Consider the following 23,855-nt stretch of genomic DNA (forward strand, 5'->3'; position numbering starts at 1 on the left):
GTTATGCGATACGAAATTTTCTACTCAGAAAATGAACCAAGATAAAGCTTACTATCAAAATCTATTGCGCCACGTAGAATATACACAATTAGAAACTGTTGGAGAGTTACTACAAATAGAGTTGGCAATTTACGATATACGGAAGTTCTTACAGGAGATGCGACAAATAGATGAATATGATAATCCAAGATTAGACAACTTAAAGTTAGGGCTCCGACAATTGAGAAAGGAACATGAAATCTTGTCTCATGAGATAGGCGACTTGGAATTAGATATTTCTCATGCTAAATTTATGATAGATATTCTAAGTCGAGATAAAGATGACGAGTAATAAGCAAGACAGAGTTGAAGAGACTGCACAAAAAGGAGAGGCTACTGTTGCGGATGCATTGGCGAAGGCAGATAGGCTAATGGCGAAGACAGCAACTTTGCGTCATCAGGTTAGGCAGTTGAAAGACGCGTTGGCCGAAGAAATCGCTATTAAAGAACAGAAAAAGCACACTTCTTTATAGAAAGGAATAAGAAAACACAACGACCTGTAGCTACATTGTCAAGAGCTACAGGTCGTTGTGTTTAATAATTGTACCTATTTTTGATTGAAGAAATCTGTAAGAATGGACTTTCGCTTAGATCGTACTTCTATTTCATTCAGGAACACATGAGGAAACAGAACGTTATTATACATGTAATCAGCCGAAAACGATGGTTGATCGGTTACTTGCTGCCGCGCATTTAAATAGTGTTGCCTATAATTACGACCTAAATAACCCACCTAAATTGGACCGTATAGCCTTTTTTGCCCGTCGACACTCTATTTAAAATGGTTAACATTTTCAATGATAACTTTCAATGAACGTATTGGCTAACTCCAGTTTACTCTGTCTACGGGAGAATTCGCGCCATTGGAGGCCTTTGGGTAAACGGCGGTCGGTTAGCTCTAGATGAATTACGCGTCGGTTGGTGTTACTGGTGCTTTTGCCGGAAGCATGCACCAGCAACGGACGCATGACTAAAATACTACCCCTTGGGACCGTACAGACAATAGCTGACTGTTTGTCTAAATCTTGCATCGCAGCATCTGATAGGATGCCTAACCGATGAGAGCCGGGAACAACCTTCAGGGCTCCGTTTGTTTCGTCGCAGTCATCCAGATGAATACGTACCGTATAGAGGTAATTCAAGTAATAGCGCGACGGCTGAACCGACCATTGACCATGCCGTTGGTTCCAGTTGATCCAGCGAGCTACCTATTCTCGGTGATCTACTGAAATCTGCAAATCCTGATGATAGGGTACGACCCAGTTCGATTGGGCGGACTTATCAAAATAAATACCCTTGACACAATCAGTACCGTAGTCAATCAACGTATTGAGTAACTTGTTAAAATATGCTTGCCAGAGGAGCGGGGACAAGGTTGGTACTTCTTGCAACAGGTTACGAATAGCGAACAGATCATTAGTGCGTCGAAAGCTGGCATTCGTGGCTGACGCATGTTCAATTGCATGAGCGAACAGTTGAAGAATGTCATTATCGAAAACATTAGTCAATATGGTGAAGCCATTTTCGGCTAATTCTATTCTGGCTTGTTCAAGCTTTTGTTGGTGAACGTTCATGAAGCGAAAGTAGACCATTTTACTCGTTTCCTTAAACGCATCTGATTAGAAAAATCGACTGAGCTGGCCTGTGTGGTTTGTTGCATCTAGCTTTTGTACTTTTGATAATAACTGATATTACTAGCGGAGGTATAGTTATCCCACTTAATCCATATGCGCTTTTTATTCCTTCTGCTTACGCACCTGCTCACTACGACCACTTTTGCCCAGATGCCCTTTGCTGAACAGCTTGCTCAACACAGGGAGAAATACAAAAAGGATTTGTTGAAATCCGTGGGAGGGCCGATTCAGGCAGAGGAAGATTTGGCTTATGTGAAATTTTATGCGCCGGATTCTACGTATCGCATAACAGCTACGGTAGAACTGACGCCTAAAGCCGAGCCGTTTGAAATGCCAACATATAATGGGAAAACGAGAACGCACGTATCATACGCAATTCTGTCGTTCGTGCTCAAGGGTAAGAAACAGCGGTTAACGCTCTATCGAAATCTCAACGTCATTCGGATGCCTGAATACCGCGATTATCTGTTTCTTCCGTTCAAAGATGCTACGTCAGCAAAAGAAACCTACGGCGGAGGGCGTTACATGGACCTTCGCACGGGCGATGTTAAAGATGGACACGTAGCGCTGGATTTCAATAAAGCCTACAACCCATACTGCGCGTATCAGGAAGGTTATCCTTGCCCGATTCCGCCTAAAAATAACATACTGTCTATAGCTGTTGAAGCAGGTGAGAAAGCGTATGGGAAAGAGCATTAAACAACTACGCAAGTTTAGTTTATATCTTTAACGGCTTAGTGCGATATGACTCCAGCGGGGTCAAACGAGGTCAGGTAGTTAAGCTGTGAACGTTTGGGGTGTTGGTTCGTTAACGGGGGCAGGCTTCCTAACGGCAATCAGGGTGATAATAGCGGAAAGGAATAGCGAACCCGCCATAAAAATATAAGAAGCGCCAAATCCACCGGTCGTTCCGTTTAAGTAGCCGACGATGTATGAGCCAATAAAGGAACCCAACGCGCCAAAACTATTAATTAGCGCCATCGCTCCACCAGCTACGTTCCTGGGAAGTAAGTCCGGTATAATGGCAAAGAATGGACCGTAGGGTGCGTACATAGCACCACCCGCGATGATGAGCAGAACAAAGGATAGCCAGAACTGATTTACGCCAACCAGGTAGGAAGCATAGAAGGCGATAGCGCCAATCAATAGAAAAGGCCAGACAAACGCTTTTCTGTTCAGGGTTTTATCCGAAAAATACGAAGCACTTAGCATTCCGATGATGGCCAGTACGTAGGGCACTGAAGACAGCCATCCCGTTTTGACGATCGTCATATTCGGAGCCGCATTTAGAATCGACGGGAGCCACATGACAAATCCGTAGACGCCGATACTCCACAAGGCGTATTGTAGACTGAGCAGAATAACAATCCTCGATTTAAACGCTTCGGCGTAGTTCTTGACGGGTTTGATGCCCTGCTGCTCTTTCTGCAATTCGGCATCCAATGCTTCCTTTTCGGGTTCAGTTAGCCACGTAGCCTCTTTAGGATTATCATCGACCAGTCGCCACCAAAAGAAAGCCCAGATAATAGCGGGTAGCCCTTCAATAATAAACATCCAGCGCCAACCGACCGCTTTAATCAAATAACCCGACAGAATAGACATCCAGAGTATCGTGGCCGGATTACCCAGAATCAAAAATGTATTAGCCTGTGAACGTTCGGCCTTTGTAAACCACCGGCTCAGAAAGAGCAGCATCGACGGCATCACGGCACTTTCTACTACGCCGAGCATAAATCGGATGACAATCAGCAGCGTTATGTTGCTGATGATACCAGTCGCCATCGCTAGCCCACCCCACAGAATCAACGACCAGAATATTAGCTTCTTCGCGCTTTTTTTCTCGGCATAGATCGCACCTGGAACCTGAAAGAAAAAGTACCCCAGAAAAAATAATGAGCCCAGCAAAGAAGACATGGCGGGCGTAATATGCAAATCGGTTGCCATGCCACTAGCGGCTCCGAATCCGAAATTTGCCCTGTCTAAATAAGCCAGACTGTACGTAATGAAAGCGATCGGCAGTAGTCGATACCAACGCGATTTTGCAATTGTTTGGTCCATGTAAGCTTACGTCTGAATAGTAGACAACCTCTGTGTCGTTGCACTACGTTGCCGCAAACAATAAAGGGGATGGTTAGCTTGCTCTACTGAATGATCTACACGTTTCAGCAGAAATCATTTCCAGACTGATACGTATCATTAACGTAACAACTGATGAGTGCCTAAAATAAGCGCTTAGGCTGATCGTCAGGTTGACCGAACATCGGCCGCTGGAATGCGTTGTATATTTTAAGCTTCTTAGTCGATCGAATCGCTGATCGTGAAAGTATGTTGATTTAAACACAGACACCCATGAAAACGCTAATTTATCTCCTGCTTTTTGTGACATCTGCAACATTCAGTCAATCAGATGAACTGTTTAAGAAAGGAAATACTGCTTACGTCGAATCGTCCTCGAAAAATGAAAATGTTCAGGAAACGGCAAACGCTTTTGTTGAGAATCTACGCGAATGGGGTTACTGGAAACTGGTTTCTGATAGTCAATCGGCTGACTTCATTATAAAATTAGATGTCGAAGCGAGTAAGGGAATAACGGCAACTTCCTGGGGTGGCACATCCATTGCTTCTGCAGCTAAATTTTACGACAAAAATAATACAGTGCTCTGGGAGTCTGATACGTATCGAGTTAGCCCTAATGGTACGAATGGATTTAACGCAAAAAAAGCTTCTGCCAGAAAGCTGGTCAAAGCGATAGAGAAGAAGTTCAAGTAGACAGTCTCAACTACGCCTGTTGTTACTTTTGCGCCCAAATCAATCCATAGTCCATTTGCGTCGCTATTTCTTCCGAAGCAGGTGTAAGTCCGGCTTCCGAAAACCAGCTCCTGTACTCGGCACGGCTGTAACAACGACCTTTGGTTCCCCAAAACAGCTGGGCTGAATAGTCGGTAACGGCTAGTGGACCATCCAACGTATCGTTCAGAAAGGCGTCGTGTACCCACAACTCGCCACCAGAACGTAGCGCTTGGGCGAAGCGGTTCGCCAGGAGTTGACAGGTTGGTACTGGCCAATCGTGAAAGAGGCTGGCGGCTAGCAGAATATCCGTTTCCGGGAGATCATCCGTCAGCATATCGCCCGGTAAGAACGTAACGCGCGCTTTTACCCCTTCAGCGCCCGGACGACCATTCTGCGCAAATTCATCCAGGAGTTCTTTGGCTACGTTCAGTACTACGGGTCGGTCGAACAGCGTTGCCGTTGAGGTTGGATTGGCGAGCAGCCATTCGTAAGTGTAATAGCCAGTACCACCCGCTACGTCGAGCAAGTGGCCTTCGCGTTTCGTTATGTTCGCAGCGACGATAGGAGATAGGTGAAGGGCGCGTCCGGCTAATCCCAGCGTAAATTTGCGAGATAACTTAGGGTCATCCATCGGCGAGGGTTCTTCCCCTTCTTTTACGAATGAAATGCCTTGTGGAGTGTCTAATGGGCCATCATTCTTGAGTCGGACGGCCATTTCAAAAGCACCCGGATCATCTTTTTCCAATTCAACATAACCTGCCAGACTGGGGTTATGGGATTTTGTGATGTACCACCCCAATTCAGTAATTGACAATAGTCCATTTTCGTCGTAGTCGAGCAAATTCATCGCGCATAACGCTGGGAAAAGCACCATGGCTGGCCGTTCTCTCAAACGGAGTCTGCTGCTCAATTCTGCCATTGGAAGTGGGCCTTTGCTTAACTCGTCGAATACGTGTAAGTGATGAACGGCGGCAATCAATAAACGTGAGCCAAACATAGCTCGTAAATGGCGGGTGATCGGGGCAGGATCTGGTTGAGTCAAAGTAGGCATTGGAGCAATTGGTTACGTAAGCAAATAGTATATCCTCAGGACAGTCAAAGATAGCCGCTTGTTGCGGGTGACTAAGCAGAGTATATCATTTTGATAGTTAGTGATTAAAAAGTACAAAAAAATACTTGATTGTTATAATAAAGTGATATACCTTGACCGTCAAATAAACATTTTACGGCCATGAAAAACTTACTTTTAGTAATTCTGCTTCTGCTAAGTGCCGTTTCGCGTAGTCTGGCTCAGGCCGACAACGATGCTATCAAGCGTGTGTTACGTAGTGAAACCGAAGGTTTTTTTAAGCGTGATAAAGCCGAGTGGGCAAACGCCTGGGCGCATACGCCCTATGTTAATTTTGCGGCCAACCTTTATGGTGGCGATTTTAGGCTGATTCAGGGCTGGTCTGATCTGGAAAAACAGTTTGCCAGTCAGTTTAAGAGTTCGAAAGTGTCTGATAAAGTTACCGTCCAGAATGCAAACTATACCATTCACCAGAATGGCAATATGGCGTTTGTTACGTACGATCAGACACTCGTGGATAGTCACGGTAAGACAACCTCGAAAGAAACGAGGGTCGTAGAAAAGTTGAATGGACAGTGGAAAATTATTAACGTCATTGCGCTAACCAACCTGAAGAATTTCGGACTAGCGCAGAGTAAATAGCGAAGCTTGAGATTGTCGATTAGAGATAATTGATTTGTGTAAGATTAATTAGTAGTCGTCATAAACAGATACAGAAATGGGCTGGATTCTTCATCCAGCCCATTTCTGTACAAACTCGTTTTTATAAAGCGTCAGTTATTCTTTATGCGCTGAATTGCTTCACTAATCCCTCCAGGGTATGTAGTGGCTGAACACCTGACTGCCGCCAGACAATCTTCCCATCTTTAAACAGAATCATTGTCGGAATGCTTCGAATCTGATATTGCTGGGCAGCAGACTGCGCTTTATCGACGTCAATTTTGATAACCCGCACTTTATCACCTGCCCGATCGGTGAGCTGCTTCAAAATGGGCGCCTGCTGTTTACAGGGACCGCACCAATCAGCATAGAAATCGACCAGCACAGGCTTATCGCCATAAATCAGGTCTTTGAATGATTGCTTGTTCATTTTCTTGTGGTTTTACAGTTGTCGGATTCCGTTTTTCAGTAAATCGACGTACTGATAATACGTGTCGGCCAACCAAAAACGGTATATTGAAAAACCGCAAACAGTCGCTATTGTTCTTCGTTAACCGGCTCGTTCATAATGGTGTGGCCCATTTTGTCGCGCTTGGTACGTAGGTACGTTTCGTTGTGTGGATTCGATGGAATTTCGACCGGTATGGTGTCGATAATTTCCAGACCGTAGCCCATCAGACCCGCCCGTTTTTTGGGATTATTCGAGATAAGTCGAAGTTTCCGTATGCCCAGGTCACGCAGAATCTGGGCACCAACGCCATAATCACGGGCGTCCATCGGCAAGCCTAGCTCAAGGTTTGCTTCGACGGTATCCCGGCCCATTTCCTGAAGTTTATACGCTTTTAGCTTGTTCATTAAACCAATGCCCCGGCCTTCCTGAAACATGTAAACAATAGCGCCTTTTCCTTCTTTTTCGACCATTTGCATGGCTGCATGAAGCTGAGGACCACAGTCGCAGCGGCAGGAGCCGAAAATATCGCCCGTAACGCAGGAGGAATGGACACGTACCAATACGGGTTCATTGGGTTCCCAGGTACCTTTTACGAGCGCCAGATGCGTATCGCCCGTGTTGCTTTGTTTATAGGCAATCAAGTCGAAGTGTCCCCATTCAGTCGGCATGTCTACGCCAATTTCACGACGGATCAGGGTTTCAGTACGTAATCGGTATGCGATCAGATCCTGAATACTAACGAGTTTCATGCCGAAGCGATCGGCCATTACGCGTAACTCAGGTAGCCGGGCCATCGTGCCATCTTCATTCAACACCTCAATCAGCACACCCGCTGGTGCCAGTCCAGCCATGCGAGCCAGATCGACAGCCGCTTCCGTGTGACCCGCCCGGCGAATGACACCACCTTCAACGGACCGTAACGGGAAAATATGTCCAGGGCGCCCCAAGTCCTCTGGATTAATAGCTGGATCGACTAAAGCCCGAATGGTATTCGAGCGGTCAGAGGCTGAAATACCGGTGGTGCAACCATGCCCCAATAAATCGACGGATACCGTAAACGGGGTCGTGTGGACTGACGTATTGCTCGTCACCATCATATCTAAACCCAGTTCGTCGCACCGTTCCTGCGTGAGTGGAGCGCACATCAGACCACGGGCTTCACGGATCATGAAATTGACCATTTCGGGGGTGATCATTTCTGCTGCGCAGATCATGTCACCTTCGTTTTCGCGATCTTCATCATCGACAACAATCACGATTTTACCGGCTTTGATATCGGCGACGGCTTCTTCAATGCTGTCCAGTCGAATAGGTGCTGATTCTGAGTGATCTGAAGGAGCCTGGCTCTTAGATTCCGTATAATTACTATTGTGACTCATTATTTGGTTGATGCGTGTCGGCGGAACTATCTTTGAAGTCCAGTAGACTAGTTTTATAGAGACCTGGTTTGGTTAGGTTTCTTCGTGTTTGACCTGAAAACTGATTTTAATAAAGATACGTTTCGCCTGATGCGAAAATGTCCACTAAGTCGTTCTTTGGAAAGACTAAGCCTCTGATTATACGGATGATGAATTGTTTACCTCTTGTGCATTTTATGCGTTTGTGGCTGGTAGGTAGTAGGGTGAAAGCTGAGAGACCAATACTACAATTCTTTATTGTGGTGCTCTTTATTTTTGCACAGGCCATTTCCTCAATAGCCCAAACAATAGACCCTACCAACAACTATTGCGTTAATCCCCAGGGCGCAGCTGAAGGAGGATTTACACTAGATAAAACACGGATTTGTCCCGGAGATAGAATACGCGTTACAGCATTTAAGTCAGGCTTAACAAGTATTTCCTATATAGCTGATTACAAGGGAAACGGTATTCCTACTGGCGACTTACAGCTACAAGGGATTTTTACGTACAACACGCCCGGTACGTATACAATTCTGCAAAAGGGTACATTAAATGGGACGTTAGCCGTAAAATGCCAGACGATCACGGTGCTCCCACAGGACCCTGTTCAATTCACAGCCAAATCGTGTACAGGCAGACAGGTGACCGTACAGGTAAATGCTGCTACGTTAGGGCAGTATGATACCTACATTTTAAACTGGGGCGATGGCACGCTTCCGGTAGAGATGAGCCGAGCGCAATTAGAGGCTAATCCACAACATACTTATGCTAACGGGGCGGCAAACACACAAATCATAACGATTGACGGTATATACGGTTCGCTTAACATCCCTCTATGTAGTTCATCGAGCCAACAGGCAGTTGCCCTGGCTTCGGAGATAAGCCAGCCGCTTATACAGGCCTTAAACGCTGTTGATAACGGGACCATTACGCTTCAGTATCAGGTCGGTGCGGCTTCGCCGGTACAGCTTTATCAGAAAGTGAATGGTACCTATGTGAGCACAGGCCAACGGACGGTTGGTCCTGCTACGTTTACGGTTAAAGCAGATGCCAGGCAGGTACAGTGTTTTAAAGTTGTATCGCAGGACGTTTGCGGGAGTACGACGATCGAATCCAGTGAAGTATGCAGCCTTGTACTGGATGCCAAAGCGACCAACAAGAAAAATACGCTTACCTGGCAACCGTATGCCGGAGTCGGAGCTGATACGTTGTTTAAGCAGTATCAGCTTACAAAAAATGATGCTCCATTAGGAACTGCTTTAACGAACAGAAGTGCCGCTACGTCTACAGACTCCAGCGTGACCTGTGGAACGCAGTATTGCTACCGGATCGTGGCTACGTTGTCTGGTAAAGCCACGCAAACCATTGTTACGTCAGCACCGTCCTGCGTAACAGGCATTAATGGCACTGTGCCCGATAAGATTGGCGATATTGTTGTGTCGGTCGATAGCAATCATCCGAGTTTAACGGCAAACCTACCCACTACGGGCGTACCCGCCAATTATACACTTGTCGTTAGCCGTGCCGACGGTGCTTCCGGAACGTTTACTCCGCTCACCACATTGGTGGGCAAAAATACGTATACGGATAATGCTGTAAATGCTTCCGATAAATCATACTGTTACAAAGTCGAATACCAGGGTGGCTGTGGACTGGGCCTGCCTGCATCAAACCCCGTTTGCTCCATCCATTTGACATCGTCTTCAATTCGATCGATGGACTGGAACGGGGAATCGCCTTTCGCGCCGGGTTCACCAGCCAGTTATGCCATCGAATTGGTCGATTCACTGACCCGTACTGAAAAAAACGTTGGTATTACAACACATTATGACCGGAGCCCAACTGAGGTTGTGTATGTATACCGGGTCGTTGCCCGATCGGGTAATTACACGAGTTATTCCAATTACCACATTTTTGAACGGGAAGATCGGTTTACGGTTCCTACGGCGTTTACACCCAACGGAGATAAGGTCAATGATGAGTTTTTACCGAAAGGATTGTATGCCGAAACCTTCCTGATGAATATCTACAGTCGCTGGGGGGAAGTGCTATATAGCACTAACGACAAAACCAGGGGTTGGGATGGACTGATTAATGGTCTGCCTGCCAGTGTCGGTCAGTACATGTATCGTATTGAAGTGGTTGATATCAGTAATCAGAAAATCATTCGCACGGGCGCCCTGGAATTAATTCGATAGGGTAGCGAAACGTAGAGGTTCCCGGATGTCATTGGATAATTTCGTTTAAAATCATTCCAAGATTTCAAGCGAAAATGCCTGTTAATACGTTTTCAAAAGAAGGAACCATCCGATTCTGGAATCGATAAAAAATTTGACTTTCCGTGCGCGTTTTACGATTGTGGCTGACTAAGATTGGCGAGGAGATCGGTTTACCGATCTGTTGGCTGCTTCTTGTACTGCTTATCACCTGTTTACCTGTTCGTTATGTACTAGCCCAGGACCCCAATAACAATTATTGTGCAAATCCGCAGGGTGCTGAAACTGGTGGATTTACCTTAAACAAAACCAGAATATGTGTTGGCGGGGCCGTTACTATTGTTAGTGGTAGTGTCCCTACGAACCTGGCCAACGTAGGATACGTGTCTCAATACAGTGGAAAAGGAATTCCATCTAACTTCGAAGCAGGGCCAAGCTTTACGTACACGAGACCTGGTTCTTATACCATATTACAAGTCGGCAGTCGTAATAATTCTCGGGCTTTAGCCTGCCAGACTTTGACGGTTTTACCCCTCGATCCTATTTCTCTTACGGTTAAATCATGCTCTGGTAGAAAGGTTACGGTCGTTCCCGACATATCGACTTTAGGCCAGTATGATACGTATGTCATCAATTGGAATGACGGGAATATTCAGGAGGTAAATCGAGCGGGTATGGAAGCAAATCCGGAGCATACATACACGGATAATGGTGCCGATACTCGCACGGTGACTGTTGAAGGCGTTTATGGAACATCCGCTGATCCGATTTGCAAAACGCCCTTTACTCAAACCATCAAGTTATTACCTGTCGTTGCCCAGCCGGCTATTACGACGCTTAAAACCGTAAGCGATAATTCGATCAGTATTACGTATCAGGCCGGAGCCGGAGCAGTTGTGCAACTCCATCGGAAAATAAATGGGGTGTATACTGACACGGGGCTAAAAGAATCTGCTCCAGGGACGTTCAACGTTCAGACAGATGCTAAGCAAGTGCAATGTTTTCAGGTCGTTGCACAGGACGTTTGCAACAGTTCGGGGATACGATCGGATGAAGTCTGTAGCCTGGCACTGGATGCGAAGGCGGGTAACAAAAAGAATACGCTTAACTGGCAACCCTATGCTGGTACGACAGGACAGTTCCGGTCTTATCGTATTACACGGAATGGGGCATCCATTGGCGGAACTATAACGAATCAAAATACAGCTACATACACAGACGACAATAGCATCGTTTGCGGCACTCAATATTGCTATAGCTTAGCCGCTACCGTTGCTGGTAGCGTTACCCAGACCGAAATTACATCGGCCTCCGTTTGCGTAACAGGTGTTAACGGCGACGTACCGGATAACCTGAATGATGTTGTTGTGACTGTCGAAAATAACCGACCAAAACTGGTTGCTACGTTCCCCAATTCTTCTTCTGGTACATTGTCCAGCTACACGTTGGCAATTGGACGTTCAAATGGATCTTCGGGGGCATTTACACCAGTTGGTACGGTTCTGAATAACAATACGTTCGTTGACAATAATGTGAGTGCTTCGGCTGGTTCCTATTGCTATCAGATTACCTATCAGGGCGTTTGCGGTCTGACGCTTCCCCCGTCTCAGCCGGTTTGTACAGTCTTTCTGAATTCAGAGACGAGAAACAGTATTGACTGGACCCGAGAGTCACCCTTCACGCCCGACCCCGTAGCAGCGTATACACTTATTGTGACGGATTCGCTAAACGGTGCAACGCAACGAATTTCGATGGGCACAGGTACGCGCTACGAGATCAATCCGAATGATGCGAACGCATCAACGTTTACGTATCAGATTATTGCTACGGCGGGAAGTAAAACCAGCTATTCGAACTTTGTTACGTTATACAGAGACTCTAAAATTTGGACTCCTGATGCCTTTACGCCTAATGGCGATCGGATAAACGATGAGTTTTTACCCAGAGGAATCGCTAATGACCGCTTTTTAATGACTATTTATGGTCGCTGGGGCGAAATCGTGTACAGTACGACTGATAAAACGAAGGGTTGGAATGGACTGATTAATGGTGCACCGGCTAGCGTCGGCCAGTATATGTACCGAATTGAGATAGAAGATCCGGGGGGGCAGAAAACTGTTCGTACCGGCGCGGTGTTGTTACTACGATAAACAATCGTAAGTGACTACTGCTTAGTATACCTACGACTTACAAACTCTTATTTATGAATATGATGGACATGTTCGGGAAAATGAAGGAAGTTCAATCCCGAATGAAAGATGCACAGGAAACACTTAGCACGGTTACCGAGACAGGTGAATCAGGGGCGGGTTTAGTAAAAGTGACGGTTAACGGCCTGAAGAACATACTGAAAATTGAAATTGACCCAGATTTGATTCGTCCAGACGACCGCGAAATGCTACAGGACCTTATCGTAGCCGCTACCAACAAGGCCATGAGCAATGTTGAGAGCAAAACGCGTGAACATCTGCGTCAGGCTACAGAAGGTTTACTGCCTAACATCCCTGGTTTAAATCTTGACGGGCTGATGTAGTAAAAGAGTTTGTAAATTTGTGCCGAACCGCCGTAATGGGCGGTTCGTAGTTGACTTCACGTAGGATGGCGTGTCCTATGGTGAGGCTCAAACCGCCCGGCGGCCCGGTACAAACCAAGAATCACAAACCGAGTTGGATACCCTTGCCATAGTCATTCTCAATTATAACGGGCAACCGTTTTTAGCTAAATTCCTGCCTGCCGTACTTGCGAATGCGAATGGTCATCCGGTTTACGTAGCGGATAGCGCTTCTACAGATTCGTCGGTTTCCTTTATCCGAACTAATTTTCCTGACGTTCGCGTCATTGAACTTCCTCGTAATGAGGGCTATGCAGGTGGATACAATCGGGCGCTCGACTTTATTCACACGCATTATGAGCGGCCAACGTATTACGTTCTGCCCAATTCTGATATCGAAGTGACGCCCGGCTGGCTTGCGCCCGTGCTAGCCTTGATGGATGCCAATCCACAGATAGCTGCTTGTCAGCCTAAAATCCGATCTTACAGCGAGCGTAACTTATTTGAGCATGCCGGTGCTGCGGGCGGCTTTGTCGATTGGTTGGGGTATATATTCTGCCGGGGACGGGTTTTCGCTACGTTCGAGACTGATCATGGGCAGTACGATGATAACCGCCCCGTATTCTGGGCCACAGGTGCCTGTCTATTTGTGCGGTCAAAGGTTTTCCATCAGGTTGGTGGCTTTGATGCATCGTTTTTCGCCCATATGGAGGAAATCGATTTATGCTGGCGCCTACAGCGAATCGGTTACGAAGTCTGGACGTGTGGCCAATCGACGGTTTTTCACGTTGGGGGCGGCACGCTTCACAAATCCAATCCGCACAAAACATACCTGAATTACCGCAACAGCCTGTTCATGCTATATAAAAACTGGCCCGCTGATGGCTGGTTATGGCCCAAAATTCTGCTTAGGCTGATGTTAGACGGGGCGTCCTCAATTTTATTTATGCAATTAGGCGAGTGGAGCGACATCTGGGCAATTCTCAGGGCGCACTTTGCTTTCTACGGACATTTACCGACTCTCCACCGTCAGCGAAAACAACTTCAGAAACAACAAATAAAAGAGGTCAAACTGTACCCGCACAGCATCGTATGGCAATATTTTGCGAAAGGCAAAAAGACGTTTGCTGAAATGATAAATTAATAATTATAACTGTTTTTAATACACTTACTCATCATCTTATAATTCCCAGACGGTTGGATGGGCGTGACGGCGCAGGTGCTTTTTCATCTCCATCCAGAAGGCCAGGATCAGATAAAGGACAACGGGTGAGCCGAGTGTTAAAAACGAGGTATAGATGAAGTACAGCCGAATGCTACTGGCCGAGATACTCATTTTCTCTCCCAGGCGTGAACAAACGCCAAAGGCCTGACTTTCAACGAAAAACCTAATTTTATTCATGTCTTTGAGTTGCGAAGTGCATGGATAAACGTTGAATACAATCAAGAGGAACTAACGACTGCTTCAAACAGAATGTTTGCCGTTTAGGTAGAAAATCAGTATAAATGTAATGAAAATACCTAAAAAATGGCTTCAAACTTATTGAAGTCAGAACATTTTTATTTTCTTTGTGTTGCAACGGGGCTGATGGCTTTTAAGTACCATTTTCCGTTTTATAATAAACAAAGTTCGTTGATTTTCAACCAAGTATCCAGTCTTTCGGAATGCCCTGGTATCTGTTTCATGAAACTTTGTTAATAACTGAACCTCTTAATGTTTAATTGTTTAATTATTTACGTTTTATGCAAACAGGTGTAGTAAAGTTCTTTAATGAAAGTAAAGGTTATGGCTTCATTGTTGAAGACGATACCAACCGGGACATTTTTGTTCACATTACCGGGCTAAATGGCATTACCATCCGTGAGAAAGACCGGGTACAGTTTGAAGTGGTTGACGGCAAAAAAGGACTAAACGCCGTAAAGGTGCAAAAAATAGACTCTGATTACTAAGTCTCCAAATGTCGTAACGAGAAATTAAAACCCCATCTGCTGGTCAGGTGGGGTTTTTGCGTTGACTGCAATTACCCTACCCAGCTCTTTACGTCGTCGAGTGTCGGCATCTTAGCCTCTAATTTCAGCTTTTTACGAACACCACCCAGATCATTAAACAGCTTGTTTGGATTGGCAGTACGTATCTGCTCAACAGTCAGGAAACCAAGTTTCTGTACGGCAGGAACCCATTCTGCAGGAATGCCCGCTTCCACAAAATCACGCTCTTCTGACTGCTCCAGTTTCTTTTCGGGACGCATCTGCGGGAAAAACAAAACATCCTGAATCGAAGGCTGATTGGTCATGATCATCGTCAACCGATCAATGCCCAAACCAACACCTGCCGTAGGAGGCATACCGTACTCCAGAGCGCGAAGGAAATCCTCGTCCAGCACCATCGCTTCTTCATCGCCCCGCTCGGCTAAGCGCAGTTGTTCTTCAAATCGTTCGCGCTGGTCAAGCGGATCGTTCAATTCTGAGTATGCATTGGCAATTTCCTTACCGTTACATATGGCTTCAAATCGCTCAACCAGACCCGGTTTACTCCGGTGTTTCTTGGTTAAAGGCGACATTTCAACCGGGTAATCGGTAATGAACGTCGGCTGAATCAGGTTAGGTTCGCACGCATCGCCAAACAACTCATCAATCAGCTTCGACTTGCCCATTGTGCTATCCACCCGGATGCCTCGGCTTTCCGCGACTTGCCGAAGTTCATCCTCTTCCATCGCTGATACGTCGACTCCCGTGTATTCCTGAATGGCTTCGAACATTGTGAGCCGTTTCCAGGGGCGCTTAAAGTCAATAACGTTTTCGCCAACCGTCACTTTCGTTGTTCCCGCTACGTCCAGGGCCACTTTTTCCACCATCTCTTCGATGGTATCCATCATCCAGATGTAATCTTTATAAGCAACGTAAAACTCAACCTGCGTAAATTCCGGATTATGGGTGCGGTCCATGCCTTCGTTCCGGAAATCTTTGGCAAATTCGAATACACCGTCGTAACCGCCGACAATTAATCGTTTCAGATACAATTCATTGGCAATACGCATGTACAATGTCATATCGAGCGTATTGTGGTGCGTACGGAATGGCCGGGCGGTAGCGCCCCCGTGAATAGGCTGCAAAATCGGTGTCTCAACCTCCAGATACCCTTTCTGACTCAAAAACTGCCGAATCGAGTTAACCAGTTTTGTACGTTTTACAAACACATCGCGTATCTGCGGATTCACGATCAAGTCGACGTAGCGCTGGCGATAGCGTTGTTCGGGATCAGTAAACGCATCATAGGTTTCTTTTTCACCTTTGTCGTTCACCACTTCCTTCACTACTGGCAACGGACGTAGTGATTTGTTGAGCACCGTAAATTCTTTGACATAAACCGATAACTCACCGGTTTTGGTAGAGAAAATATGACCCCGTACCCCAATGATGTCGCCAATGTCCAGAAGCTTTTTAAAGACGGTGTTATACAGCGTCTTGTCTTCGCCGGGACAAATGTCATCGCGTCGGAAATAAAGCTGTATCCGTCCCGTCGAATCCTGTAATTCCGCAAACGATGCGCTGCCGCTAATGCGAATAATCATAAGTCGGCCAGCAAGCTGAATATTTCCCCAGCGTTCGTCACTAGAAAAGTCCTGTTCAGGCGCCACGTCCGTTTCGGGACCATCTGGCTGGAAGGCCGACCGAATGTCAGCAACGGTAGCTGTTACGTCAAATAATTCGGCAGGGTAGGGGTCGATGCCCATCCGCATTAATTCCTCGCGCTTTTGTCGGCGATTTATTTCCTGTTCACTCAGTTGCATGATTGTCAGACGGTTGGTACGTCAACGAGTCGATAAGTTAGTGACGTGCCGGTATTTGAGGGCGCAAAAATACGAAAACTATAATCAGGGGTAGTCAAAAATGGGTAGAGATTATCAAGTGTAATCAGTTGTGGTAATAGATTGTTTCCCTCCGGAATAACACCACACTCTGCTGCTCTACTTGATGGTTAGAATCGTGTAAGCAGCCTGATTGGGTTGCCGCACTTGTGAGTCGATGGTTGTACGGGTACGATCGTCGTCGCTGATGAGTAGAAGACGGTTGCGGTCCAGTAGCGTCAAATCTTCGCCTTTGTGACCAGGCGTATGTAGCGGTTGACCCTGCTCGTTACGTACCAGCGTAAAGGGTTTGTTCGCGAACAAATCATCGGGTGAAATGATCCACAAATACGTGTCGAATTGATCCTTTGATTCCAGAGAAGTCAGCATCCAGAAACAGTTTCGAAAAGGGTCATATTCGAGACTGGATATGGCCAGTGGTTTCGCAAGCGTTGAGTCGGCATTAGCAATAACGAAATCGTTGATAATTTTCCAGTCGTTGGCCAGCCGAATTCGCTCAGAGTCGCCCGATTTCTCGATACTGTACGATACGCTGACAATTTTTGCCCGGTACGTAAAACTCTCAAACGACTTGCCTTCTTCCCGGATGCCAAATAACAGTTGTTTGTCGGTAGCAGCCAGTCCTTCTATTTTAAAATAAGGAAGTTCGCCCGGAAACTCAGCAGTGGCCAATAACCGCGCAATCGGCTGACGGTAAGCAATGGATGTTCGACTGGTATCGTCGGGAGCCAGCACATGCGGATGCTGTTCGTTGCCACTTCGCCAGTAGAGAATCGTATTGTAGCGATCCCAGTCATGGCTACCTGGCTTCACACGATCAAAAGCGGTGGTCAGAAAGACGTAACGACGATCGGGTGTCTGGGCAAAATCTTCATATTTTGTTCCCTGCGAAAAAGTGGATTGTGTCAGATACGTTGGTTGTTTCGTTGAATCGGCCAGCGTTTTGGGCGTTTTCATAAACACCGAGCTCTGACCCGAAGGCATATCTTTATCGTTAGCGAAAAACAAATTTTTGCCATCATACAATACGGCTGATGCTTCGCACCAAACAGGTTGGCTATTTACCGACGTTCCGGCGGTAAAGCAGGTAAGAAAGCCTTGTTCGGTAATGGTGGCGGTTGTTGACAGTTTGCTGGTGGGGAGTTTGGCGGTTTTACAGCCAAGAGCAAGTAGTAAAACCGTTAACGTAACGGCGGGTGATCGGTAAATCATACGATTGGATAGACAGCTAAATATTCGCAAAGGTCGCAGATTACTGTCGCAAAACGAATCCTACCCCATGTACATTTTCGATACGTAGCGTTAGGTCCTGGGCGAGTCGCTTGCGGAGCCGGGAGATGAATACGTCGAGACTGCGGCCCATGAAATAATCGTCGTCGCCCCAAATGGCACGTAGTAATTCATCGCGTCGGACAAGGGTATTCGGGCGGTCGAGCAGATACGCTATTACGTTGGTCTCGCGCTGGGTGAGGATTTGGGTTTGGCCGTTAACCGTGAGCGTGAGATTCTGCCGATTGAGGATTGTGTTGACACGTAACGAACGTTCGTTTGTTGAGCTAGTTCGTCGGAGAAAAACGTTGATTTTCAGGATTAATTCTTCAATGCTGAATGGCTTCGTCAGGTAATCGTCGGCACCCAGCCGCAGGCCCTGTAAGCGGTCGTCTTTGTTGGCTAAAGCGCTTAGAAATAAAATGGGTATTTGCGTATCGATAGATCGAATCTGCTGAGCCAGCGTAAAACCGTCGCTTTGCGGCAGCATTACATCCAGCAGACAGATGTCGAATCGACTAGCCTGAAACGTAGCCCAAGCATCAGAACCGTTGATGCAGTGCGTAACAATGAAAGGGACGTTTTCGAGCGTATCCCGGATCACAAAGCCCAGATTAACATCGTCTTCAACGAACAGAATATGCGCGGGAGTCATGGAAGGAATTGTGAATGAGTGAATGAGCGAATGAGTGAAAAGTTTTGCGTTAACTTTTTGCTTATTCGCTCATTCACGCCGGTTTGGCGTTCCGATTCGCTCTTTATGTCAAACGTACTGCCCTTACCGGGTTCGCTGATAAGAGCTAACGTCCAGCCGTGTGCTTTAACAATCTGCCGAACGTAGTACAGACCCAGCCCAAAGCCTTTTACATTATGCGTATGCCCAGCGCTTACCCGGAAGAACTGGCGGAAAATAGCTTTCTGATGTTCAGGCGCAATACCGATTCCGTTATCGTTTACTGACCAGATCAATTGGCTGTTTTCTGTTCGGGTACGTAGCACGATGCAGGGTGATTTGTCGCAGTATTTCAGCCCATTATCAATCAAATTATTCAAGGCAGTTTCAAGGTGATACCGGTCAGCCTGAATATGAGCATTCGTGGCCGTAAGATCAAGCTGTACGAACGGCGCAAATGTAGCGGCTACTGAAGTCATTAGTTCGTGTAAATCAACGGCAGTTAATTCCAGCGAAAAACCAGTACGTTCAGAACGAGCTAGTTGAAGTATACTGCTAACCTGTTTCTGCAAACGACCGCTTTCTTCGCTCAATACGCGGGCGTACTGTTTCAGCCGATCCGGTTGCTGAACAATTGCGTCAGATTGCAGTACGTCGGCGGCAATACGTATTGTTGATACGGGGGTCTGAAGTTCGTGGGTAATGTTGTTGATAAAGTCGCGCTGCACCTCCGTGAGCCGACGCTGTTTAAGAACAACGCTTAGCGTGTAGCCGAAGAAAATTACGACCAACAGCACCGCTACCGTTGACCACAGCCAACCACTTAATTGCCCCGCTACAAATGCTGATTGATTGGGAAACCGGATGCCGAAATAGTACGTATAGCGCGGAAATTTGGGCAGATTTTTTGTTTTAGCGCCTGCTGAACCGCTCGTGCTGACATAAGCACCGTAGACCATACGATCGGTTTCGCAGTTGTAAATACCATATTCATAGTCGGTAATCAGATGATGCGCCTGCAACGAACGCTGGATGAACGTTTCGAGAGTAGCGGGATCAATCGGCGCATCGGTATTGACAATGAAATAATCGGCGGATAGCTGCGTAACGGCGTAGCGATTTATTGTAAAGCGATTTAATTGTGCTACTTCGTCGGCTACGTCCTGCAAGGCAATAAACGCCGACTGCCGGAACTGGCGTTCGCGCAGAGCGTAAGCGTTCCGTAGCCAAACCGCCTGCACGGCCAGGATTCCGATAATGGACAGCACCGAAAGAATAACCAGCAGGCGCAGACGAGACATACCCAAAGAGCGAAAGAGTGAATGACTGATGCAAAGTACGTTTTTTCAATCTTTCGCTCAGTCACTTTCTCGCTCATTCAGGCCTTATTAACAACTCGTTAACAAACGTTAGGAAGCGCTTAACAAAGCGATCGGGATAGGGACGGTAGGTTTGCATCGTTGCTTGAGTAAGTGGCAAGACAAATCCTATCAAACCAATTTTTCTATGAAACGTATCCTGTTTTTCGGTTCGCTGTTGATCCTGACAGCTTCTGTTGCCATGACGACTTCGGCAGCATTATTCAACTGGCGTAACGCTACGTATGATTTCGGACGTATTGCGCAGGGCAAGCCCGTTACGGCCGAGTTTGCCTTTACAAACAAGGGCGAATCGCCACTTATTATCAGCAACGCAAAAGGCTCCTGCGGATGTACGGGTGTTGATTATCCGAAGTCGGCGATTCTGCCGGGTCAGTCGGGCGTTGTGAAAGCGACATTCAACGCGGCTGCCATTGGGGCATTCAACAAAACCGTAATGGTCGAGTCAAATGCGGAAGGCGGTACGCAAACCTTATATTTTAAAGGAGAAGTGATGAAAGAAGGTGCGGCTGCTCAATAAATTTGAAAAGGCTGAGTTTGTGAACTCCCAATTCGTTACGACGGGTTGGGAGTATTTTTTTGCCGTTCGTTCACTTTTAAGTTAGCAGAACAACTTGCCTTACCATCTGGCTCAGTATGACCCTGATGGGGTCAGATGTCTATAGAATAATATTTGCTATAAACATTTGACCCCATTGGGGTCACACAGAAATGACGATTCAAATTAAGTCTGCTTGATTGCTTAAGCTTCAAAACACAGATTAGCTAAAAAGTGAATATTTATGAAAAATCGCTTCTTTTTCTATTCGCTAATCACCTGCCTACTTTTTATAAGCCAGACCGGTTTGGCGCAATGGCAGCCCAGTCCGTGGCCGGTCCTGAAGCATTACGATAAAGACCATCTACGTAACATCGCGTTGCCGCTGGGCGGCATCGGTACGGGAACGGTTTCATTAGGTGGACGGGGTGAGCTGCGAGACTGGGAGATCATGAACAAACCGGCTAAAGGCTTTAGCACGGTTACAATCGGGAACAACGCTCCTTTTTTTGCCATCAACGTTCGACCGGCGAACGGCAAATCCATGACGAAAGCGCTCCTTGGCCCACTAGACCCCGCCGAATTTCAACATTACGAAGGACGACCGGTAAATCAACATGGATTTCCGCGATTCACCGACGCTACGTTTGACGCGGCTTATCCGTTCGGTCAGGTCAATTTGTCGGACAAGCATATGCCTGTTACGGTTAAAGTCAAGGGTTTCAACCCATTCATTCCAGGCGATGCGGATAACAGCGGTATTCCCATTGCGGTGCTGGCCTACGACGTAACGAATACCAGTCAGGAGCCACTGACCGTATCGGTATGCGGATCGATACGAAATTTTGTTGGGAAGGACGGTAGTAAATCCATCAAAGACTGGAAAGGCGATTACATTCCGATCGGTGCCAAAAAGAACATCAACACGTATCGAAGTGACAAGGGCGTACAGGGTATTTTTATGTATTCGGATAGCGTCAGTCGGCAGGACGCGGCCTGGGGAACAATCGCGCTGACAACGAATAGTCCAACGGGCGTGAGTTACCGAACCAGTTCACGCTCGAATGATTGGGAGAATGCGATGCTCGATTTCTGGGATGATTTTAGTGCCGATGGCATCTTGACCGAAAAGGGTAAACTTATCGATGATGACCCGTTGGCGTCATTAGCGGTGCAAAAAACGATTGCACCCGGCCAAAATCAGACGTTTACGTTTTTCATTACGTGGAATTTTCCGAATCGGATGGCCTGGGCGTCGTTTACTACGAAACCGGATCAACCCGCAGTAGGCAATTATTACTCAGCGCAATACGCCGATGCTTGGGATGTGATTGTGAAAACTTTTCCGCGTTTGCCCGCTCTGGAGCAGAAAACGCTTCTGTTTGTGAATGCGTTGCTACGTAGTGATTACCCGGAAGTGATCAAAGAAGCGGCTTTGTTTAATCTCGCTACGTTACGTTCGCAAACGGTTTTTCGGATTCCCAGCGGGCATTTGATGGGGTGGGAGGGTGTCTTCGATGAATTTGGCTCCTGCTTCGGCTCCTGCACGCATGTCTGGAATTATGAGCAGGCGACCGCTTTTCTCTTCTCCGATTTATCGCAATCCATGCGCGATATCGAGTTCAACTATGCGACCAACGAAACCGGCAAGATGAGCTTCCGCGTCATGCTTCCGCTGGCAAAAGCACAGGAATGGACCAATGCCGCGGCCGACGGACAAATGGGTACGATTCTGAAATTTTACCGCGACTGGCAACTATCCGGCAATCCCGAATTTCTGAAAAAGAATTGGCCTCAGGTGAAAAAAGTCCTGAGTTATGCCTGGATTAAAGGCGGTTGGGATGGTAATCAGGATGGCGTGATGGAAGGTCGGCAACACAATACAATGGACGTCGATTATTACGGACCTAATCCACAAATGGGCTTCTGGTACTTGGGCGTGCTGAAAGCTGCCCGCGAAATGGCCACGGCGATGAACGATGCTGAACTGGCCCAAAAGTGCGACGTATTGGCAAAAAAAGGGAGCGCCTGGATGGATCAGAATCTGTTCAACGGTGAATATTACGAGCATAAAATCACCGATCCTGCTACGTTCGATTTCCTGAACTGGGAACGCGATTCGACAGTCAAGGTGCCGGATTATCAACTCGGGAAAGGCTGTTTAGTCGATCAGTTGGTCGGGCAAATGATGGCGCATATGTTGGGACTGGGGTATCTGGCTAATCGCGAACATATCCAGACGACGCTGCAAAGTATTATGAAATACAACTACCTGGACACGTTTGCGGATCATTTCAACAACATGCGGTCGTACGTATTGGGCGATGAAGCGGGTTTATTGATGGCGAGTTGGCCAAAAGGACGCCTGAAGGTGCCATTTCCGTATTTTGCCGAATCGATGACGGGTTTTGAATACTGTGCGGCCGTTGGCATGCTCTACGAAGGGCAAACCGATAATGCGATCAAATGCCTGACCGCCATTCGGAACCGATTCGACGGGCGCAAACGAAATCCGTTCAACGAACCCGAATGTGGCTATCACTATGCCCGTTCTATGACAAGCTGGAATACGTTATTGGCCTGGAGCCGGTTCCAATATTCGGGCATAACCGAAACAATGACCATTACGTCAAAACCCGGTACGTATTTCTGGTCGAATGGCTCGGCCTGGGGAACTTGCTCAGTGAGTCAGGCTCAAGGTAATGCGAACGTATCGTTAACTGTATTAAGCGGACACGTAAAGCTCCGTCGGTTTACTCTTCAAGATGGGGCTAATCACGCATTTGCGAAGCAGCAGGAAATCGCAGAAGGAAAAACAATTGACTTTGTTGTAAAAAAATAGCCCTCAGATGGATCGCCATCTGAGGGCTGAATAAGAGTCTGGTAAAACAGAAAATCTAAATCAATTGCATCTTCGCCACTTTCGGATCGACATGTACCGTATCGTGCTCAAAGTCTAGTTTAATACGCCACTTCTGCATCGTAGCCGCTCCAATAATCGCTTCTTCGCTTAAACCCGGTACCACCAGGAATTCATCCGATAGAAGAACATCTTCGAGATAAAAATCTAGAATGACGCGGTGCCTAATTTCGATATAATGACCTTCTGCGGCTGTGGATACTCGTCGTACTCGACCTAAGCTGATCGGCTTTTCTAAGTTGGCAACGAACTCAGGATTGATGCATGAAAGATTTGCCCCACTGTCGAACAGTGTGTATAAATGCTTTTCTCCCTGAGAACCTACGTACAAAAGTGGCTGCTTAATAATGAACATGTGGCGATTTGTTTGCTCAAAGTTACATAAAAGCCTCCTGAA

General features: G+C 46.8%; 24 protein-coding genes. 12 read left to right on the top strand and 12 right to left on the bottom strand.

Features of this window, described 5'->3' with window-relative positions; genetic code table 11:
- Positions 1-31: 31 nt before the first annotated feature.
- Positions 32-331 (top strand): hypothetical protein, encoded by a 300-nt coding sequence (locus tag IC230_RS04960; RefSeq protein ID WP_191037882.1) that lies wholly within the window; start codon positions 32-34, stop codon positions 329-331.
- On the top strand, positions 321-512 hold the full coding sequence (locus IC230_RS04965) for a hypothetical protein (protein ID WP_191037883.1): 192 nt from the start codon (positions 321-323) through the stop codon (positions 510-512). The genes IC230_RS04960 and IC230_RS04965 overlap by 11 nt, the downstream gene beginning before the upstream one ends.
- Positions 513-833: 321 nt before the next feature.
- On the opposite strand, the gene IC230_RS04970 is transcribed toward IC230_RS04965, so the two are convergent.
- Positions 834-1,235, bottom strand: coding sequence for a phytanoyl-CoA dioxygenase family protein (locus IC230_RS04970; RefSeq protein ID WP_191038597.1), 402 nt, complete (start codon positions 1,233-1,235; stop codon positions 834-836).
- A 12-nt stretch (positions 1,236-1,247) separates the two neighbouring features.
- A complete protein-coding gene (locus tag IC230_RS04975) occupies positions 1,248-1,613 on the bottom strand; it encodes a phytanoyl-CoA dioxygenase family protein (RefSeq protein WP_191037884.1) in 366 nt (121 codons plus the stop codon).
- A gap of 153 nt (positions 1,614-1,766) precedes the next feature.
- Here IC230_RS04975 and IC230_RS04980 point away from each other — a divergent pair, with 153 nt between their 5' ends.
- Positions 1,767-2,372: a DUF1684 domain-containing protein gene (locus IC230_RS04980; RefSeq protein ID WP_191037885.1), complete on the top strand. Its 606-nt coding sequence runs from the start codon at positions 1,767-1,769 to the stop codon at positions 2,370-2,372.
- A 78-nt stretch (positions 2,373-2,450) separates the two neighbouring features.
- Here IC230_RS04980 and IC230_RS04985 read toward each other — a convergent pair whose 3' ends face one another.
- Positions 2,451-3,731 (bottom strand): MFS transporter, encoded by a 1,281-nt coding sequence (locus IC230_RS04985; RefSeq protein WP_191037886.1) that lies wholly within the window; start codon positions 3,729-3,731, stop codon positions 2,451-2,453.
- A gap of 291 nt (positions 3,732-4,022) precedes the next feature.
- Between IC230_RS04985 and IC230_RS04990 the strand changes: the two genes are divergently transcribed.
- Entirely contained in the window at positions 4,023-4,442 is a 420-nt protein-coding gene (locus IC230_RS04990; RefSeq protein WP_191037887.1) for a hypothetical protein, read from the top strand.
- A 22-nt stretch (positions 4,443-4,464) separates the two neighbouring features.
- Here the strand turns inward: IC230_RS04990 and IC230_RS04995 are convergent, their stop codons facing one another.
- The gene (locus tag IC230_RS04995; RefSeq protein ID WP_191037888.1) at positions 4,465-5,514 is read right to left on the bottom strand and encodes a methyltransferase; all 1,050 of its coding nucleotides are present in this window, start codon (positions 5,512-5,514) and stop codon (positions 4,465-4,467) included.
- Positions 5,515-5,694: 180 nt separating this feature from the next.
- On the opposite strand from IC230_RS04995, the gene IC230_RS05000 reads away from it, so the two are divergent.
- Positions 5,695-6,174: a Cif family virulence factor gene (locus IC230_RS05000; RefSeq protein ID WP_191037889.1), complete on the top strand. Its 480-nt coding sequence runs from the start codon at positions 5,695-5,697 to the stop codon at positions 6,172-6,174.
- Between the two features lie 142 nt (positions 6,175-6,316).
- Here the strand turns inward: IC230_RS05000 and trxA are convergent, their stop codons facing one another.
- Both trxA and IC230_RS05010 read right to left on the bottom strand, forming a co-directional pair.
- The gene (gene trxA, locus IC230_RS05005; RefSeq protein ID WP_191037890.1) at positions 6,317-6,622 is read right to left on the bottom strand and encodes a thioredoxin; all 306 of its coding nucleotides are present in this window, start codon (positions 6,620-6,622) and stop codon (positions 6,317-6,319) included.
- Positions 6,623-6,729: 107 nt separating this feature from the next.
- Positions 6,730-8,022 (bottom strand): bifunctional 3,4-dihydroxy-2-butanone-4-phosphate synthase/GTP cyclohydrolase II, encoded by a 1,293-nt coding sequence (locus tag IC230_RS05010; protein ID WP_191037891.1) that lies wholly within the window; start codon positions 8,020-8,022, stop codon positions 6,730-6,732.
- A 278-nt stretch (positions 8,023-8,300) separates the two neighbouring features.
- Between IC230_RS05010 and IC230_RS34580 the strand changes: the two genes are divergently transcribed.
- The 4 genes from IC230_RS34580 (at position 8,301) to IC230_RS05030 (ending at position 13,954) form a co-directional block, all read left to right on the top strand.
- A complete protein-coding gene (locus tag IC230_RS34580; RefSeq protein WP_191037892.1) occupies positions 8,301-10,241 on the top strand; it encodes a T9SS type B sorting domain-containing protein in 1,941 nt (646 codons plus the stop codon).
- A gap of 143 nt (positions 10,242-10,384) precedes the next feature.
- Complete coding sequence (locus IC230_RS34585) at positions 10,385-12,409, top strand: T9SS type B sorting domain-containing protein (protein WP_191037893.1); 2,025 nt, start codon at positions 10,385-10,387, stop codon at positions 12,407-12,409.
- A 53-nt stretch (positions 12,410-12,462) separates the two neighbouring features.
- On the top strand, positions 12,463-12,792 hold the full coding sequence (locus tag IC230_RS05025) for a YbaB/EbfC family nucleoid-associated protein (RefSeq protein WP_191037894.1): 330 nt from the start codon (positions 12,463-12,465) through the stop codon (positions 12,790-12,792).
- A gap of 133 nt (positions 12,793-12,925) precedes the next feature.
- Positions 12,926-13,954: a glycosyltransferase family 2 protein gene (locus tag IC230_RS05030; protein ID WP_191038598.1), complete on the top strand. Its 1,029-nt coding sequence runs from the start codon at positions 12,926-12,928 to the stop codon at positions 13,952-13,954.
- A gap of 36 nt (positions 13,955-13,990) precedes the next feature.
- Here IC230_RS05030 and IC230_RS05035 read toward each other — a convergent pair whose 3' ends face one another.
- Entirely contained in the window at positions 13,991-14,212 is a 222-nt protein-coding gene (locus tag IC230_RS05035) for a PspC domain-containing protein (RefSeq protein ID WP_191037895.1), read from the bottom strand.
- Positions 14,213-14,553: 341 nt separating this feature from the next.
- Here IC230_RS05035 and IC230_RS05040 point away from each other — a divergent pair, with 341 nt between their 5' ends.
- Positions 14,554-14,760 carry a cold-shock protein gene (locus tag IC230_RS05040; protein ID WP_191037896.1) on the top strand — a complete coding sequence of 69 codons (207 nt, stop codon included), beginning with the start codon at positions 14,554-14,556 and terminating at the stop codon, positions 14,758-14,760.
- A gap of 71 nt (positions 14,761-14,831) precedes the next feature.
- On the opposite strand, the gene lysS is transcribed toward IC230_RS05040, so the two are convergent.
- The 4 genes from lysS to IC230_RS05060 form a co-directional block, all read right to left on the bottom strand.
- Positions 14,832-16,601: a lysine--tRNA ligase gene (gene lysS / locus IC230_RS05045; RefSeq protein WP_191037897.1), complete on the bottom strand. Its 1,770-nt coding sequence runs from the start codon at positions 16,599-16,601 to the stop codon at positions 14,832-14,834.
- A gap of 177 nt (positions 16,602-16,778) precedes the next feature.
- Positions 16,779-17,891, bottom strand: coding sequence for a hypothetical protein (locus IC230_RS05050; protein ID WP_191037898.1), 1,113 nt, complete (start codon positions 17,889-17,891; stop codon positions 16,779-16,781).
- Positions 17,892-17,931: 40 nt separating this feature from the next.
- A complete protein-coding gene (locus IC230_RS05055; RefSeq protein WP_191037899.1) occupies positions 17,932-18,603 on the bottom strand; it encodes a response regulator transcription factor in 672 nt (223 codons plus the stop codon).
- Positions 18,600-19,922 carry a sensor histidine kinase gene (locus IC230_RS05060; RefSeq protein ID WP_191037900.1) on the bottom strand — a complete coding sequence of 441 codons (1,323 nt, stop codon included), beginning with the start codon at positions 19,920-19,922 and terminating at the stop codon, positions 18,600-18,602. Before IC230_RS05060 ends, IC230_RS05055 begins: the two co-directional genes overlap by 4 nt.
- 205 nt (positions 19,923-20,127) lie before the next feature.
- On the opposite strand from IC230_RS05060, the gene IC230_RS05065 reads away from it, so the two are divergent.
- Together IC230_RS05065 and IC230_RS05070 are read left to right on the top strand one after the other, a co-directional pair.
- Positions 20,128-20,520, top strand: coding sequence for a DUF1573 domain-containing protein (locus IC230_RS05065; RefSeq protein ID WP_191037901.1), 393 nt, complete (start codon positions 20,128-20,130; stop codon positions 20,518-20,520).
- Between the two features lie 262 nt (positions 20,521-20,782).
- Complete coding sequence (locus IC230_RS05070; protein ID WP_191037902.1) at positions 20,783-23,380, top strand: GH116 family glycosyl-hydrolase; 2,598 nt, start codon at positions 20,783-20,785, stop codon at positions 23,378-23,380.
- A 55-nt stretch (positions 23,381-23,435) separates the two neighbouring features.
- On the opposite strand, the gene IC230_RS05075 is transcribed toward IC230_RS05070, so the two are convergent.
- Entirely contained in the window at positions 23,436-23,813 is a 378-nt protein-coding gene (locus IC230_RS05075; protein ID WP_191037903.1) for a pepsin/retropepsin-like aspartic protease family protein, read from the bottom strand.
- Between the last annotated feature and the right edge of the window lie 42 nt (positions 23,814-23,855).

Origin of the sequence: Spirosoma validum, assembly GCF_014699035.1 — a bacterium.
In the GTDB taxonomy this organism is placed as follows: Bacteria; Bacteroidota; Bacteroidia; order Cytophagales; family Spirosomataceae; genus Spirosoma; species Spirosoma validum.